Raw genomic sequence first — 16,206 nt, 5'->3', positions numbered from 1 at the left:
GGAGTTTTTATGAATAAATTAACAACCAAAAAGAAATTATTTCTTGTAATTGATCTTATAGCTATTGTTTTACTTGTTGTTCTTGATCAGTTTACCAAGCACCTTGCTGTGACACATCTTATGGATAAGGATTCAATCGTGCTTATCCCTGGGGTCCTTGAGCTTACATTTTTAAAGAACAGAGGAGCTGCATTTGGAATACTTCAGGATCAGAAGGTATTCTTCGTAATGATAGCTATAATGATACTTCTTGTAATCGCTTACGTATTATTCCAGCTTCCTCTTGAGAAGAAGTACACATTCCTGCAGATCATACTTGTAATGATAGCCAGCGGCGCTGCAGGTAATATGATAGACAGACTTGTTAATGATTACGTAGTTGATTTTATTTCCTTCGTAATTATCAATTTCCCCATTTTTAATGTGGCGGATATTTATGTGACTGTTTCAACGTTTTTGTTCATTATTCTGTTCCTGTTTTATTATAAGGAAAAGGACTTCGATTTTCTTAGCTTTAAACAGCAGAAAAAGTACAGGGAGTTTAAATGACAGATTCTATCGAAAAAGAAAACAGTGTAAGTTATGTAGTTAACGAAGATATGGATGGAGAGAGAGTTGATAAGGTTATGAGCTCTCTCTCTGATTCTATGTCCAGAAGTTATATTCAGAAGCTCATCAAGGATAACAAGGTTCTTGTTAATGGGAAAAATGTAAAGCCAAGTACTGTAGTTTCTGAGGGCGATACAATTTTCATGGAGATACCGAAGTCCATAATTCCTGACATCAAGCCTGAGAATATCCCGCTTGATATCATCTATGAGGATAAGGACGTACTGATAGTCAACAAGCCCAAGGGGATGGTTGTTCATCCTGCAGCCGGACATTACGACGGAACCCTTGTAAACGCCCTTATGTATTATCTTGGGGATGATCTCTCTGGAATAAACGGTGTTATGAGGCCTGGTATCGTTCATAGAATTGACCGTGATACCACAGGTTCAGTAATCATCTGTAAAAACGATATAGCTCACAGAGGAATCGCTGACCAGTTAAAGGAACACAGCATAAATCGTGTTTATCATGCTATTTGTCATGGAATCCTTAAGGACGACGAAGGAACAATTATCTCTCATATAGGAAGAAGCCAGAATGACAGAAAGAAGATGAGTGTTGTTCCGGATTCGCAGGGTAAAAATGCAATTACCCATTATCGCGTTATTAAGAGATTTGAGAAGGACAGGATGACTTATGTGGAATGTATGCTTGAAACGGGCAGAACCCATCAGATAAGGGTTCACATGGCTCATATAGGACATCCCTTACTTGGTGATACCGTATACGGACCTTCAATGAAAAGTAAGTTTAAGCTTGAGGGACAATGTCTTCACGCAAAGACCCTTGGCTTTAAGCATCCCGTAACCGGGGAATATATCGAGACCGATGCACCGCTGCCGGAATACTTTAGCCATCTGCTAAATATATTAAACTGATTGAGCGATTTTGTGGTATAATTGTATCAAATTTATGAAATCTTTTATCACGGAGGTTTTATTATGAATACAATCATAACAATAGGCAGACAATTTGGTTCAGGCGGTCGTGAGATTGGTATGAAGGTTGCTGAGCGCTTTGGCATTAAGTTTTATGACAAGGAGCTCCTTACAAGAGCAGCATCGGAGAGTGGCTTTGCACAGGAAATGATACAGGATCATGATGAAAGACCTACAACATCATTCCTTTATAATCTTGTTATGGATACGTATTCGTTTGGATATAATTCATCCAGCTTCGTGGATATGCCCATCAGCCATAAGATTTTCCTGGCTCAGTTTGATACCATCAAGAAAATTGCTGATGAAGGCCCCTGCGTAATCGTTGGAAGATGCGCTGATTATGCTCTTGCTGATTATCCCAATGTTATCAACATTTTCATTCACGGTGATGAGGAGGATAAAATCAAGAGAGTTATGAGCCGTTATGACGACGTGACGACTAAGGACAAGGCTCTTGAAATGATCCTCAAGAAGGATAAACAGAGACAGAGCTATTACAACTATTATTCATCCAAGAAATGGGGAAGATCCGATACCTACGATCTTACAATAAACAGCAGCGTTCTCGGCATTGACGGAACAGTTAATCTTATAGCACAGTTTGTTGAAGATTTCGAAAACAAATAATCCGGATAATAAAAGAAAGGAATAAGGAGCAGACAAAATGTGTTTGCTCCTTTTTTTGTAACATCATGGCTTATAATTTTTTCGCAACAATATCAAGAATGAAGTATATCGAGAGATGGGCGCTCATGCGCAACTCAAGACCTGAGAATTTGAGCGAGCACTCCCTTGAAGTATCAATGATTGCACATGCACTCTGTGTAATTGGCAATGTCAGATATGGCAAAAATCTTAATGCTGAAAAGGCTGCACTCATCGGCCTTTATCATGATGCATCAGAGATAATCACAGGAGATATGCCTACACCTGTTAAGTATTACAATGACGAGCTGAAAAACGCCTATAAGCAGGTAGAAGCAATTGCTGATACGCAGCTTCTCCATAAGCTTCCGGATGACCTCCGCCCTGCCTTTGAGGTGATATTTAAGCCCCAGGACGGCGCTGATGAAAAATACATGCGAAGACTTGTTAAGGCAGCTGATAAGCTCTCAGCACTTATCAAATGTATCGAAGAAAAGAACGCCGGAAACAGTGAGTTCAGGACAGCGGAGCAGAGTACATTAAAATCACTTGAAAAGATGAAGAAGGAGCTTCCTGAGGTCGAGGATTTCATGAGTGACTTCCTTGAGCCCTATGGCAAAACTCTTGATGAGCTTTCATGATTTGATTTTTAATAAGAATCTTTTTTATCACGAAAGGATCTGATATGACATATTTTACATGTTTTTTCCTTGATACTGAAAAAGATATAATCGTAAGTCTCTATAAGGATCTGGACAGGATGTACTATGTGCTGTCCACTCCTAATCACCACACAGGCAATCTGATAAGAAATTTGTCTGCTATATGCGAGCTTCCTTTGTCAGAGGATAACGAAGGAATGCTTGTTATAAAGGGTGAGGTTCCGTGCTTCGTAGATTCCTCAAATACGGAATTCTATGTTTTCAGGCTCGGTAAAACTGATGTTGCAAGTATTTATCCTGATGGCAGCGTTGATCTAAAGGCGACGATTCCTGCAATCGCCAAAACGCTTATGAGCCAGACCAAGAATTATCAGCTTGATCTATCCAAAACAATTTTCAAAACACAGATAAAAAAGAATATAAAATTCCAGGCGGATCTCCATACTCACATGAACGGCAACCTACCGGGAGACGTTCTTATTGCGCTTGGAATCTATCATCAGATAAGGTATCCCCTATATTACATAAGAAAGCTTGGCTTAAAGCTGACTGAGGCTCAGGAAGAGAAACTGAGTAAGCAGCGCGAAAAGGTTGCAAGGCAGTTTATTTCCTCAGGTCTTCAGGGAAAATATCTGGATAGAAGAATTAATGATAATACCTTTATAAATTTTGCAGACCTTATCCTTAATAATCTCGATAACGCTGAAATAAACATAGTTAAGATAAGAGGTTCCCTTGCTGTTATTAAGGACGGACAGGCCGTATTTACAAATCTTGAGAAGGTTTATCTCTACAGATATGTATTCTGTAAAGCAAAGGAGCATGAGGAAAAGATAGACCTTGAGAACATCAGTCAGATTCCTGATATTGATGTAAAAAACACTTTAAGGCAGATGCTTAAGGATAAGGAAAATCCTGATTATGCAGGAAATACTATTTTCCAGGATAAGCTACTGTGGATCGCAAGAAATTATAAAAAGCAAGGCGTTTGCTACGCAGAAATAAGTGATACAACCCTGGTTAAAAAATACGAATCTGTTGAAATGCTAAAGCAGGTTCATGAGGTCATGCCCAAAATCTATCAGGAAACGGGCGTAATGATAAGATTCCTTGCGGCCATGAGGCGTATACCCCTGACAATCGTTAAGGACGCTGTAACACCTTCTGATTACCTTGAACAGAACCTTGAGGTATTAAGGGCGACATTCCTTGATCCTTACGTTGCAGGCTGCGACTTTGTAGGTGAGGAAATAAATGACATCATCACATTAAAGCCTGTATTTAAGGAGCTTGTAAAATTCGCAGCGATTGATCCATCCTTCGTAATAAGGGTTCATGCCGGTGAAAATGACAGTCTTAAGGATAATATCGCTCACAGTATATCCTGCGTTAAGGACTGCCTTCTTCCGGGACAGACCATGCCCAGAATGAGACTTGGACACGGCTTATATACCTACAGCCCAAGGTCTCAAAAGGGAAAAGAGGTTATAAAGCAGCTTAAGGAAAATAACGTTGTTCTGGAGTTCCAGCTCACAAGTAACGTGCGCCTGAATAACCTTAATTCCCTAAAGGATCATCCGCTTAAGTACTACCTTAAACAGGGAATACGCTGTGTTCAGGGAACTGACGGAGCAGCTCTTTATGGAACAAATTCAATCGATGAGGAGCTTTCATTAAAGAAGATGCTTGAGCTCTCTGATGAAGACCTTGCTCTCATGAGAGACGCTGAGCGCGGCATAATAGAAGAGGGGCAGATCGCCTACTCCGATAAAAAGGCCGCCTTCATCTCACTTATTAAAAACAGGGATATGGAAGAGGTCCTCCTTGAGAAGATGAAGACCGTCAAAATTTCTAAGACAGGTCAGCGTAAGCTTAAGAGACTTGATGCTAATAAAGAACTCAAGGATGAAATTGAAGATATTACCTGGGACAGATTCCCCATAGTACTTCTTGGGGGCAGTTTTAATACTGAAAAAAGAGCAACAAGGATCACACCTGATGGAAAAAAGGAGCTTGATGAGCTTCTAAAGCTCCTTAATCCTGATGAAGTCTGCTTTGTAATTGGCCATAAGCTCTCAGGATATGAAAAGTATCTGATAGAGCATAATGATAAAAATTTTAAAATATATGCTGTTGTGCCCTCACTTATCTCCAGGCACGAAAGGGATAAGCTTAAGGAAGCAGGCGTATTTATAAGAGTGTCTCCGGAAGCTGAGGGAATGGGCATATATAAGAGCTTTAACTATGAGATTTTTGAGAGAAGACCTTCGATGGTAGTAGCCTTTGATGGTAACAGTGCCGCGGCTAATCTTATTCAGGAAGCCAAAAACGGCAAGGGGAAATCTGTTATTTTTATATGGAGTCATTCTCAGACTTTAAAACAAAAAGCTACATCATTACATGGCTATGTACGATATTTTGATAGTGACTCACCAATCGTTTCTCAAATTATAAAGCTTCAAAATACGGATAAAAACTGAACTTGACAATAATTACGAAAAAGATAGCAATATTGTTGGACATTTGTTGGACATATTATTTTATACTTAATGTATGAAATTTAGTTTTGAAAAAAGTTAACAATTTAGAGGGAGGTTCTATATGTTCAATTCAAAGGGTAAGCTTCGCAAAAGTTTACAGTCAATTTTTCTTGCTGCAGCAGTCGCTGTAACAGTAGTACCGGTTTCATTCGTAGCTTCAGAGCCTGTAACTGTAGAGGCTGCATCATCAGCTGTTAAGGATGCTCTGAATGAAAGTCAGAAGAAGATCTTCGATGCTTATGAGTACCTTGATACCAGAATCATGGATAAGGGTGTTGAAGTAACATCTGCTAACAAGGGGCAGTTTGAATCATCTAATTTCTATACCATGTATACAAATTCTGATGAAAAGAAAAAGTATTCAAACGATGATCTCAAGTATGCAAGACGTGCTTACATTTACAGCAATCCTTATGAGATCGCACCTGCAATGGCAGAGCTTAAGTTTGTCACAGTAAAGAATTCAAGCGGTAAGTATAGCTGCTTCGCATATCTTAGAAAAACAGGTGACAGCGATTATTCATCAGAGAAGAAGAATCTTAAGTCAGCTGTAAAAAGAATCATGAAGAACATTGATGATGATGCTTCAGTTTTCACAAAGGAACTTGAGTGCTTCAATATGATCATCGATAACGTAACTAATGTTAAGGTTGGTATCGATAACAAGGATCTTAAGAACACAGCTTATGGCGCACTTGTAACACACAGAGCTTCCTCGCAGGGTTATGCTCTTGCATTTTCACTTCTCTTAGATGAGTGTGATGTTCAGAACGATATTCTTTTCAATGAGAGTAAGTGCTGGAACCAGGTTAAGATCGGTAAGTGGTATGAGACAAACATCCCTGCATGCGACAAGGCAAAGAAGGGCAAGGTTAATTACGATAGCTTCAACGTTTCTCAGAAGACAATGAAGAACAATGGCTATACAAGAGTTAATTACTGCACAAAGCTTCGTACATCCAATGGTAAGCACAGCGATTCCAATAAAAAGGTTGCTAAGTACGAGGAAGACCAGTTATATTCAGCAAGCAACTATAAGTTAGCAGTTCTTAATTCTGATAATACAACTACACGTACAAACCTTACTGTAAATGATCAGGTAGCTAACGTAGTTCCTGTATTTGTATTAGGAAGTTCTCTTAAGAACATCAGCTCCGCACTTAAGGCTTGCACAATAACACTTCCCGCTGACAGTGCTTTTGCTCCTATAGCTACAGCTGATAAGTGGACAGTTAATCACCCTTACATCACACTTAGAAAAGGTGGCAAGGGTGGCAACAGAAATCTTACATTAACATTTGTACTTGATGATGGTTCAAACAATGGTAACGGAACACAGGTTACTGTAAACACTTCTTTAAATGATGAGAACGACACAACAGGCAGCTATGTATACAAGGTTACAGGCGATGACACAGCAGCTCTTGTAAAGTGCACAAAGACAAAGATCAAGAATGTAAAGGTTCCTTCATCTGTTACAATCGATGGCAAGGTTTACAAGGTAACCAAGATCGAGAAGAACGCATTCAAGAAGTGCAAGAAGGTTGAGACTGTTATGATCGGTGCTTATGTAACTGAGATCGGAAACAACGCTTTCTCAGGAAAGACAAAGCTCATCCGTGTTGAGAACCAGGGCTTTGCACTTGATAAGTTCGGTAAGGACGCATTCAAGTCAGCTAATGATGATACATTCTTCCTTATTAAGGCTCCCAGCTACAGTAAGTATAAGAAGATCGTCAAGAAGATCAAGAAGGCAGGCGGAAAGAATTCTGTTTACAAGTACAGAGCAGAATAAAAAAATTATTTAGTAATTTTATAATTTGATATTATAAAGTCGGGCAACTGTGATACAATCTATTAGTGTCGATAGTTGTCCGACTTTTTATATATTAATATAACTGAAAGAAGATTTACGTGAATAATTTTAAGAACAAGCTTTTTACAAAAATAGTGCTTAGCGCAAAAGATTATAATTCAAAGCATAAAAAACATGCCAGGAATATCACATATATAACACTCGGACTGATTGTATTTCTGAGTATTATTTTGTATATTCCCGAAAAGATAATTGGCTTTCTTGCTAATATCTGCAGGTTCTTTATGAAGAATATAATCGTGCTTGTTGCAGCACTTATTATAGCGATTGTCGGAGCCTTTATCTGGAAGTTTAAAGTCATCGCTCCTGATAATCAGCCTGTCGCTGTTACAGAAAATATTGAGCCTGAGACAGTTGCAAGTAACGATGTAGAAGTATCTGCCGATGAAAATGAGGCTCCGGAGGCTAACGAGCCTGAAACCACTGAGGTTGATGAACCTGAAGAAGATATACCTGAGGAAGAGCCTAAAGCAGAAGAGGAGCAGACAAAGGAAGCTTTTGCAGGTGATGTAGAAGGTAATACCGGTGACAAAGCTAATGCCGGTAATACTGAAGAAGAAACTACCGCAGCTGTTTCTGATAATAATGCTGAAGCAGATGAAGCTGAAGAAACTGTAGAAGCTGTAGAGAATACAGACAGTGAGCAGGAAAATGATGTAGCAGATGCTGAACCTGAAAATAAAGATGAAGAAGCTACAGAAAACTCAGAAGAAGATAATTCATCCGACAACTCTTCCGATGATAATAAATTGTATGCAATGGATGAGTATCTCGAAAAATTGAAGAATGAATATCACGATGCAGTGGGCTGGCTTTACTTTGAGGATGGCTCCATAAGTTATCCCATAATGCAGGGCGAAGATAATGAGAAATATCTGACCTATGGATATGACGGTAATCCTGCAGATACCGGTGCAATTTTCCTGGATTACAGATCTGCAGCTGATTTCTCAGATTCTAATTCCATCGTATACGGCCATAATATGAAAAATCGTACTATGTTCGGTACCCTGAGGAATTTCAGATACGATAAGAACTACTACAATGATCATCAGTATTTCTACATAATAACCGAGGATAATCTCTACAAATACGAGATATTTGCTTACATGGATGTACCTAACGATTACGTCATCTATGATTATGTAGGAGAAAAATCCAAGGAATTCGTAGCAGATGCTGAGCCTGTAAGATTGAAGTCCTATATGGATTCGGAGATACCTGTGAATGAATCCAAGAAGGTAGTTACACTTTCAACATGTACTTCAAAGGATCAACTCAGATTCGTAGTTTTAGGCGTATTGGTGGACTAAGCCCAGTATCCATGGGCTTTGCGCTTATTTGGCTATTATTTCGTTAAAGAGGGATTTAACGAAATAATACATTCTGCTATCCAACCTCCTATATTGTAGCTACGTTTATATATAAAGAATTTCTTTGTAAGCCCTGAAATAAATCTCGAACCTGCCATCCTTTGTCAGGTAATCAAGATCCTCATACAGACCGTGCTTATTTTTTATCAGCTCTATTACTGAAGGGCTGTACCTTGTTCCTGCTTCATGTGATAGCTCTTCAAATACAGTAGAAAAATCCTTACCTTTTGTATAATTTCTTCCCAATATGTCAGTCGCAGCATCAATGCTGTCAGAAATTGATATCAGATCTATGACAGGTTTATATGGAGACTTTAAATTGTCAAAGCTTTCAGGATATCCGCCATTTCCATCAAAAAATTTGTGATGCCCGCGAATAATGTCAAAGTACTTTGAAAATTTGGGATCATGGTTTAGCATGAAAAATCCATCCATAGGATGACGTTTTATAATCTCAAATTCCTCATCATAAAGATGGCGATCCTGACGGCTAACAACACCTACTATTCTGCATTTTCCGCAGTCGTGTATTAATCCGCAGTCTGCGATATAATCCAGTAACTCCTTCTGATTATCTTTCACAGCTTTTTCATCAGGATATCCAGGAATGCCAACAAAATATGAAGGGCTCTGGGTTATCAGAGCATGAGCTATTCGCATTGCAATCTCACTTACCATAAGGCTGTGAATATACGTCAGAGGCTGCCTGATTATTACCAGCTTAAGAAGCAGTTCTTTCTTTTCAATGGGATCGTCAATGAAGGGTGCATATTCTGTAAACCATTCTGCACACATCTCATCAACAAGCTGAGGCCACACACCGAAGGGGATTCTTTTCTGAAAATCAGTGACCTTTTTGCAGAATCTGTCCATATAAATTCTGCTCACGTCATGCTCCACATTCTTCCATTTAAATATCGAAAAAATGGTACAGCTGCAGTTATGATAATTCATAACTTTTATAATTGATTCTTCTTCATCCTTTTCAAAATCGACATCACCCATGTTATCAAGGTATTCTATTGTATCCTCGATTAGCGGCTCATATTTTTCACCTTTAATAAGGCGACATTTTATTTCAGCTCTGAACAGCGAGCCTTCATCATCAGTCATTCCTTCCTTATTCCATTTTTCTTTTATATATGGAACAGCTGCAGCAAATTCGATTGTAAAATCCAGAGGCATTTTCTCGACAAATTCCTCAGCAAACAGGATATTCGACTCAATCTGGCCTATACAGGCCAAGAAATCTTCATTCTTTCCGTCAAGCTCCTGAACATAATCCTGATTCCACAGATCCATGGCCTCATGGTAATACCTGAACATCCTGCTCCTGTATTCAGTAGTCGTCTGTCCTATGGGAGCTATCAGGTTGTTATAAGAAGTAAAAATACATAGTCTTGCAGATGCGTCCTTTAAATCCCTGTAATGCTTTTGTAGAGCTATACATTTCTCGTAATATTGCGCTGCCTCATCGGGACCATTTTCCTTATCGATTCTTCCATAGAACTCAAAAAACTCGTATCCCAGTATCTTATATAGATGGCAGAGCTTTTCATAATCGCTTCGCTCTTCATAGAATCTGATCGCAGGCTTAGCGAGATTTCTCATTACAAAAAGATCATCATATCCCCCATCATAAAAGCCTTTTACAACCTCGAAGAGCTTTTTGGCAATGCTTTCATCTATACCATTCTGCAGAAAATGTCGTATTTCTATAATGAACCTATTATTTTTCGAATAGATGTCTCTTGTAATTTTTGCTCTCTCTACGAGGACATCTCTCCACTTATTAAAGGTCATCTCTTCAAGAAGATGCTGGTTTGTTTCCCAGATCTTCTGTCTGTTTGCCGTATATTCTTTAAAAAAAGTGGATAATGTTTTTTCCATCTGTCCGCCATTCTCCAGCCTGTAGATAAAGACATTTGTTTGCAAATTTTAATCTATAACAACGCATAGTTCTGAATTTATTATACTGTTTCTCGTCCCTTGGTTTTATTAGATGGATATTATGTTTTTCTAAATACTATATAAAGTACTTCTACACATGTTTTTAAATATATTCTTTTGAGGATACCTTTATGTTTACCCTGCTCATGTTCAGTGTTTTACTTAAGAAATGGCATCTATACTGTAAATAAGGAATCTTATCTTCAATATTTTCAGCCTTTGGTCCTAGGATAAGCTCTTTTATATATGTGTTCTCATTGCTTTTGACAAAGAGCTTTCCGCCCTTATCTGATGTATGTCTTATCGCCGGGCTGTCCGCATCTTCAAGTCTGATAATTCTGTACTCATCCTCATGAGCATTGGAGGCCTTTTTAAATAAATATGCGATAGGCTGCATAAGAGGTATGAGCTTTGCCTTATCGCCGCCTCTTTTTATGAAGCAGGCATAATCGTCAGAGAGCTTCCAGATAAGGTCATTTATCATGGAAACAGTCGCTGCTGACATGGATTCGTTATCCTCCATCCATGCTTTGGGGCGGCCTGTCTCATTACGTAAATAACATACCTTTTTCAGAACATAATGCTTAGAAGCTCTGGCACTGTCTATTACTGCGCAGAAGCCCTTTGCTCTGTCGCCATACATCTCCCACATGGTGAGATCATCAATCTTGGTAGTGAAGTTCTTCATGAAAACATAAGGGTATTCTATGGATTCCGTGTAGTCAGGATATACCTGGTCTTCAGAGATCGCCTCAAAAATGGTTCTGCCTTCCATTGGATCATTCATATGACCTACATGCATAACTGTAAAATGCCCGGTGTCCCCACCATCGCCTGAAATAGGAAGGATGTCTTCCAGATTCTCATTTGATGTGTAAAATGAAAGCTCCTTTGGCCACTCAAATTCACCGAGACACATATCAAGCAGTCTTATGTAATAATTCATTGTGGCAAGACACTTATTCAGCATTCTGAACTTCCTGCCACCTGTATAGAACACCTTCTTAAGATCCATATAAAATGAAAGCTCAGGGTAATTTGCAAGGAGCTTACCGAATTTAAATGATTCATCAGGCTTAGTCATATAGTGCAGATAAAAGCCGTTATCAAGGGCATGATCAAGAAGAAGGTTCAGTATTATAACCTCATTTCTAAGAGCAGACAGGTTCTTTTTGGTATAGCTTTTTATCTCATCCTTGCCGGTCTCAAAATATTTATTTGTAAGATTCCAGAGCATGAGCTTTTGCTGAGCATCAGTATCCTTACCTGTTGTTCTTATCATGTTGGTCTCTATGTATGATGACAAAAGCTCTAAATGATTGAACTGAATTCTTCTGCGGAAGTTAGCAATGGCTTCGTAGTACTGTCTTGCTTTTAATTTTTCATCAAGCTTTGCGTACTGCTCCGCGAAGAGTCTGATATTGGTTAACTGAACAAGATCCTCATGGCTGATATCGTTGCCATGTTCAAATACAATCTCATCCTTTGAAACATCTGCAACGGTTTTGTAGAACTGCAGCGCATGACGGAATCTGTTGTATTTTAGAAGATAATAATCTCCTGTCTCATAGATAAGCACCAGCATTCTATGAAAAAGTGCACTCTTTAATGGTGTGGTATTTTCCCCGTTTGAGGCTCTTAGCATTTCAAAGAAGTTTAAAATGCGCTCGCAGGTCTCTGCATCATCAGCAAGAAGCTTTAATCTGAAAAATGCCTCAAGCTCCTCTACAATCTCTTCCATATTCAGTTTGATATTTGATGGTAATTCTTCTATGGATTTTAATAGATAATCAAGACCAACCCTAAGCTTTGGCGCATAGATAGGTTGTTTTATATCCTGATCCGGTTTTAAGTATATGCCACTTTTCAGACAGTTGACACATACCTTTATAAGTGGTGCATCATAATAATCCGCATCACATGTCTCCCTGCTGGGGAGCTCTAGCTTTATTTCTTCCAAATGATTTAGATGTGACTCTATTTCCTCATTGTATCCCCATTTTTCTCTCAGCACGTAATCTAGTATTGGCATACTTTTCCTCTTTCACATCCTTTAATTTTCCCCTCGGGTTTCTATATTATCAGAAAATTACGCATATTCTAGTGCTAAATTAAAGGAATTTCTTAATGTTTTATTAAGTTTTGCCACTTTATGCTTAATTGTGTCAAAATAATTAAAAAAGCGGCATTTCTGCCGCCTTTTTAATTCATATTTATTTATATAGATGTAATAATTCCTTATCCGGAAGCTCATCAGCTTTCCCTCATGAGAACCTCCTGCTTGTTTCCGCTTGCTCTTGTGTCAGTTCATTATTTAGTTACCTTCTGGTTTTTACCGTTTAATCCCTTCTTCTTAAATATCTTTCTATAGGCCTTTACCTTCTTCTTAGGAACCTTCACCTTTGCGTTTTCGTTGATGCCCTTAAATACACCCTTATCAACTGAATCCTTTGTAAGTGCGGATGTCTTAATTGTGATCTTCTTAAGCTTCTTGCACTTGTAGAATGCTTTTGTTCCGATTCTGAGGACGTTCTCGCCTATTGTAACCTTCTTAAGCTTCTTGCAGCCCTTGAAGGCATTATCTTCAATATCAGTAACCTTATAATCTACGCCATCAATATTCACAGTATCAGGAATAATTGCGCTCTTAATACCCGTATCCTCAGGCTTAACGTACATTACGCTTTCATTACCGGCTGTAAGGTCTGTAATCTGATAAATCGCACCATCAATAGTGATCTGTTCACCTACGGTGTGAGCGTTTGCTTCAACAGTAGCCGGCTTTTCATCCGGGGTTACAACCTGCTCCTGCTGAGGTTTCTTATCTTCAGTTTTTTCTTCTACTGAGAGAATGAATTTCCAGGAACTGTAGTGGTTGTTAAATGCTACTGCATTTTTAACAACATCACTTAGTTCAAATTCTAAGGTTCCGCTGCATGTACATGTAGCCAGTTTTTTAAATGTAACTGAAGAATAATTCCCTTCTATACTTACATCGTAGTCTCCAGTTTTATCTAAATTAAGTAAATCACCAAGCTCGGTAGCTTCAATCTTTGGTTTTTCTGAATCATCTAATCCATTAATAGTTTCAGGAAATAACAATCCCTTAAACGAATAATAATAGGCTTCACCTTGAGGTTCTTTGCCTATGTCTACAACTGCATCACCTTTTGACAAATCAATGACCAGAGTACCAAGATCAAACTCACCAAAGCCATAATCATCATCATTTTTGTCAAAAGTAGTTGGAGCAGCATAGGAATTTGTCCCAAGCAAACAAAACGCTAAACAGAATGATAGCGTCGACAATAGAAACTTTCTTCTTATATTCATCATTTCATCCCCCTTCTAAAATAAGGACCTTTTCTTCAATACATATTATAGAAAAATTATTTCATTTTCACTACCGCTAGATAGAGTATTTTTTTCATACCACATACAAAATCCCGGAAACATACGAAAGTATGCCTCCGGGAAGTAATTTGACTTTTTATTTAAGCTTATACTCTAAGCTTCCAGTAGATACCATAGCTCTCTTTATACTGGTTATAATGTGTTGTGAAAATCAGCTTCTTATCTGTATCTGATAAATCAAATTCCATTTCGCCATCTCTTTTTATCAGATGCTTATCAATGTTATTTATAAAATCATCAACGCTGCTTTCACCTGATACAACGATCTCGTCATTATCTATAGCCTTCTTTGCTGCGACGCTAACTGCTACGCCGTGGGATTTTGTTTTAATCTTAGTTGTGCCAAGTCTTGCTGATAATACATAAGGGCCATACATAAATGAATAGGTGTCCTTACCATCTTGTAAATTATGGCATGTTATTCCCATAGGCAATGTTAACTTAAGCTCACAACCTGACTTAAGCTTTTCATTAGTAATAATCATGAAGCCATCCTTTACAGTAGCCTTTATTTTTTTAGCGTCCTTTACAACTGTAATATCACCTTTAACCCATGTCGGAACTATAAGCCATAAATCCTTATCAAATGATATGCCTGCCTTAGGTCTTATAGTCAGTTTCACTTCATCAGAAACGCTAAGATCACAATCAAGTGAAACTGTATAGTTCTCTGATTTATACTCAGAACCAATATACATTGCTACAACAAGTTTATTTTCATCCTCAAAGAATATTCCGTCCTGAAGCTTAGTGAAGTTCTCATATCCTGTTCCTGTGCAGCACCAGAAATTCCCATCAAGATTATTGAATACCTTTTGATAGCCGGTAGCCATAGCCTGGAAATATGTTGTAAAGCCTGTTTCGTGATTCTGCGAAGCCATAATAGCATTAATAAAGGTTCTCTCCGCATAGTCCAGATACTTCTTTTTACCTGTCTCCTGATAAAGTCGCCTTGCAAACTTAAGCATATTATAGGTGTTACAGGTCTCGTTATTTACATTTGTTCTCTCAGCATCAAGGATATTGTCTTCTCCAAAATGCTCATTCTCACTGTTTCCACCGGTTACATAGGTATGCCTTGAAACAACGATATCAAAGAATCTCTCTGCATATTCAAGGTATCTTGTTTCATTATGATCTGCTTCATATCTTGCCAGCGCACCGATAAATTTAGGAATTGTAGTATTGGCATGAACATTGTTAAAGAGGTTCTTTTCACCTGTCAAAACTTTCTCAAAAAGACTATCCTCATCAAAGCGATGAGCAGCAGCCTTAAACCTTTCGTATTCAGGATGATCGCCGCCTTTTCCCGACTCATGCAATTCACGATTTATCCTGTAAAGCTCGTAAAGGCAGTCATTCATACCGCCATATTCTATGCTAAGAACAGTTTTATTTACTTCCTCAGACCAGCCCTCTGTTCTCTTTGCAATCCAGATTCCAAGGTTATTTGCTATCTCAAGAGCAAGGCTTTCTCCTGCAATAAGGAAAGCTGCATTTAATCCTGACAAAATTTTGTGCATCGTATACCACGGAACCCACGCCTGAGTAAATAATTCCTGAAGCCCGTGTTCTACATTATCAAACTGTAAAAAAGGATTCTCTCTGAATTCCTTACTCGGAAAAGCTCCTCCGAATATAAATCCTTCGCCATCAGTTTCCTTAGTATATTCCTGACATTCCTTCAAGGCTTCAAGTATATTTATAAGTCTGTTTTCAACATCCTTCTTTTTGGCCGCAGTAAGTGCAGGATTTACCTTAGCCTGAGCCAAAGCTGTAAGGTAGTGTCCGAGAGTATGACCTCCAATAAGTCCATCCTCCCACATACCTCCGTACCGCTGTTTGTTTTTCATAAACTCAGTTATCTGAGGTTCACTCATTCCTGCAATTAGTCCGGCAGTCTCCCTGAAGCCCGCTAGCAATCTGTCATCATCAAGCTTAAGCATATTCGTCAGCTGAAGATTGAATGCTTCATCTATATATTTGTCTTTTATTTTTACATCAGAAAGTTTTGCAGATATAATTCTATTTTTCATGATATATGGCCTCTCTCATATATTTTTTACGATAAAAAAATATCATTTTCGAATGGCTGGGAAAATAGTAAAACTATAGAATAGGTGTCAATATGTATCTTATGAATAAATCATGTATTTATCAGCATTCTCTTAATATTTAATATATATTAGTGTA

Annotated in this window: 11 protein-coding genes; 7 read left to right on the top strand and 4 right to left on the bottom strand. The window is 38.4% G+C overall.

All coding sequences use genetic code 11. From position 1 onward, the window contains the following. Positions 1–9 precede the first annotated feature (9 nt). The 7 genes from lspA (at position 10) to G587_RS23960 (ending at position 8,589) form a co-directional block, all read left to right on the top strand. On the top strand, positions 10–549 hold the full coding sequence (gene lspA / locus G587_RS0100955; protein ID WP_026490697.1) for a signal peptidase II: 540 nt from the start codon (positions 10–12) through the stop codon (positions 547–549). Continuing rightward, a complete protein-coding gene (locus G587_RS0100950; RefSeq protein ID WP_081679286.1) occupies positions 546–1,490 on the top strand; it encodes an RluA family pseudouridine synthase in 945 nt (314 codons plus the stop codon). The genes lspA and G587_RS0100950 overlap by 4 nt, the downstream gene beginning before the upstream one ends. A gap of 63 nt (positions 1,491–1,553) precedes the next feature. Then, positions 1,554–2,180 carry a cytidylate kinase-like family protein gene (locus G587_RS0100945; RefSeq protein ID WP_026490695.1) on the top strand — a complete coding sequence of 209 codons (627 nt, stop codon included), beginning with the start codon at positions 1,554–1,556 and terminating at the stop codon, positions 2,178–2,180. 65 nt (positions 2,181–2,245) lie between these two features. Further along, the gene (gene yfbR / locus G587_RS0100940; protein ID WP_026490694.1) at positions 2,246–2,839 is read left to right on the top strand and encodes a 5'-deoxynucleotidase; all 594 of its coding nucleotides are present in this window, start codon (positions 2,246–2,248) and stop codon (positions 2,837–2,839) included. A gap of 44 nt (positions 2,840–2,883) precedes the next feature. Next, complete coding sequence (locus G587_RS0100935) at positions 2,884–5,340, top strand: adenosine deaminase (protein ID WP_026490693.1); 2,457 nt, start codon at positions 2,884–2,886, stop codon at positions 5,338–5,340. 121 nt (positions 5,341–5,461) lie between these two features. Next, positions 5,462–7,195: a leucine-rich repeat protein gene (locus G587_RS0100930; protein WP_026490692.1), complete on the top strand. Its 1,734-nt coding sequence runs from the start codon at positions 5,462–5,464 to the stop codon at positions 7,193–7,195. A 305-nt stretch (positions 7,196–7,500) separates the two neighbouring features. Then, positions 7,501–8,589 (top strand): class B sortase, encoded by a 1,089-nt coding sequence (locus G587_RS23960; protein ID WP_155829395.1) that lies wholly within the window; start codon positions 7,501–7,503, stop codon positions 8,587–8,589. Positions 8,590–8,694: 105 nt separating this feature from the next. On the opposite strand, the gene G587_RS0100920 is transcribed toward G587_RS23960, so the two are convergent. The 4 genes from G587_RS0100920 to G587_RS20845 all read right to left on the bottom strand — a co-directional run bounded on the left by G587_RS0100920 (position 8,695) and on the right by G587_RS20845 (position 16,049). Next, complete coding sequence (locus tag G587_RS0100920) at positions 8,695–10,539, bottom strand: HD-GYP domain-containing protein (RefSeq protein WP_026490691.1); 1,845 nt, start codon at positions 10,537–10,539, stop codon at positions 8,695–8,697. A 163-nt stretch (positions 10,540–10,702) separates the two neighbouring features. After that, positions 10,703–12,631, bottom strand: coding sequence for a hypothetical protein (locus G587_RS0100915; protein ID WP_026490690.1), 1,929 nt, complete (start codon positions 12,629–12,631; stop codon positions 10,703–10,705). A 278-nt stretch (positions 12,632–12,909) separates the two neighbouring features. Next, positions 12,910–13,875: a leucine-rich repeat protein gene (locus G587_RS0100910; RefSeq protein ID WP_242830007.1), complete on the bottom strand. Its 966-nt coding sequence runs from the start codon at positions 13,873–13,875 to the stop codon at positions 12,910–12,912. A gap of 224 nt (positions 13,876–14,099) precedes the next feature. Then, the gene (locus tag G587_RS20845) at positions 14,100–16,049 is read right to left on the bottom strand and encodes a beta-L-arabinofuranosidase domain-containing protein (RefSeq protein ID WP_051200482.1); all 1,950 of its coding nucleotides are present in this window, start codon (positions 16,047–16,049) and stop codon (positions 14,100–14,102) included. Positions 16,050–16,206 lie beyond the last annotated feature (157 nt).

The sequence above is a fragment of the Butyrivibrio sp. XPD2002 genome (genome assembly GCF_000423945.1).
Classification (GTDB): domain Bacteria; phylum Bacillota; class Clostridia; order Lachnospirales; family Lachnospiraceae; genus Butyrivibrio.
Note: the sequence above shows the minus strand (reverse complement) of the source record. Positions and strands in the feature narration are given on the sequence as shown.

Coding starts and splice junctions, on each gene's coding strand:
- G587_RS0100935 (WP_026490693.1), top strand. CDS start 2,884: ATGACATATTTTACATGTTTTTTCCTTGATACTGAAAAAGATATAATC.
- G587_RS23960 (WP_155829395.1), top strand. CDS start 7,501: ATGAAGAATATAATCGTGCTTGTTGCAGCACTTATTATAGCGATTGTC.
- G587_RS0100950 (WP_081679286.1), top strand. CDS start 546: ATGACAGATTCTATCGAAAAAGAAAACAGTGTAAGTTATGTAGTTAAC.
- G587_RS0100930 (WP_026490692.1), top strand. CDS start 5,462: ATGTTCAATTCAAAGGGTAAGCTTCGCAAAAGTTTACAGTCAATTTTT.
- G587_RS20845 (WP_051200482.1), bottom strand. CDS start 16,049: ATGAAAAATAGAATTATATCTGCAAAACTTTCTGATGTAAAAATAAAA.
- G587_RS0100945 (WP_026490695.1), top strand. CDS start 1,554: ATGAATACAATCATAACAATAGGCAGACAATTTGGTTCAGGCGGTCGT.
- G587_RS0100915 (WP_026490690.1), bottom strand. CDS start 12,631: ATGCCAATACTAGATTACGTGCTGAGAGAAAAATGGGGATACAATGAG.
- yfbR (WP_026490694.1), top strand. CDS start 2,246: ATGGCTTATAATTTTTTCGCAACAATATCAAGAATGAAGTATATCGAG.
- G587_RS0100920 (WP_026490691.1), bottom strand. CDS start 10,539: ATGGAAAAAACATTATCCACTTTTTTTAAAGAATATACGGCAAACAGA.
- lspA (WP_026490697.1), top strand. CDS start 10: ATGAATAAATTAACAACCAAAAAGAAATTATTTCTTGTAATTGATCTT.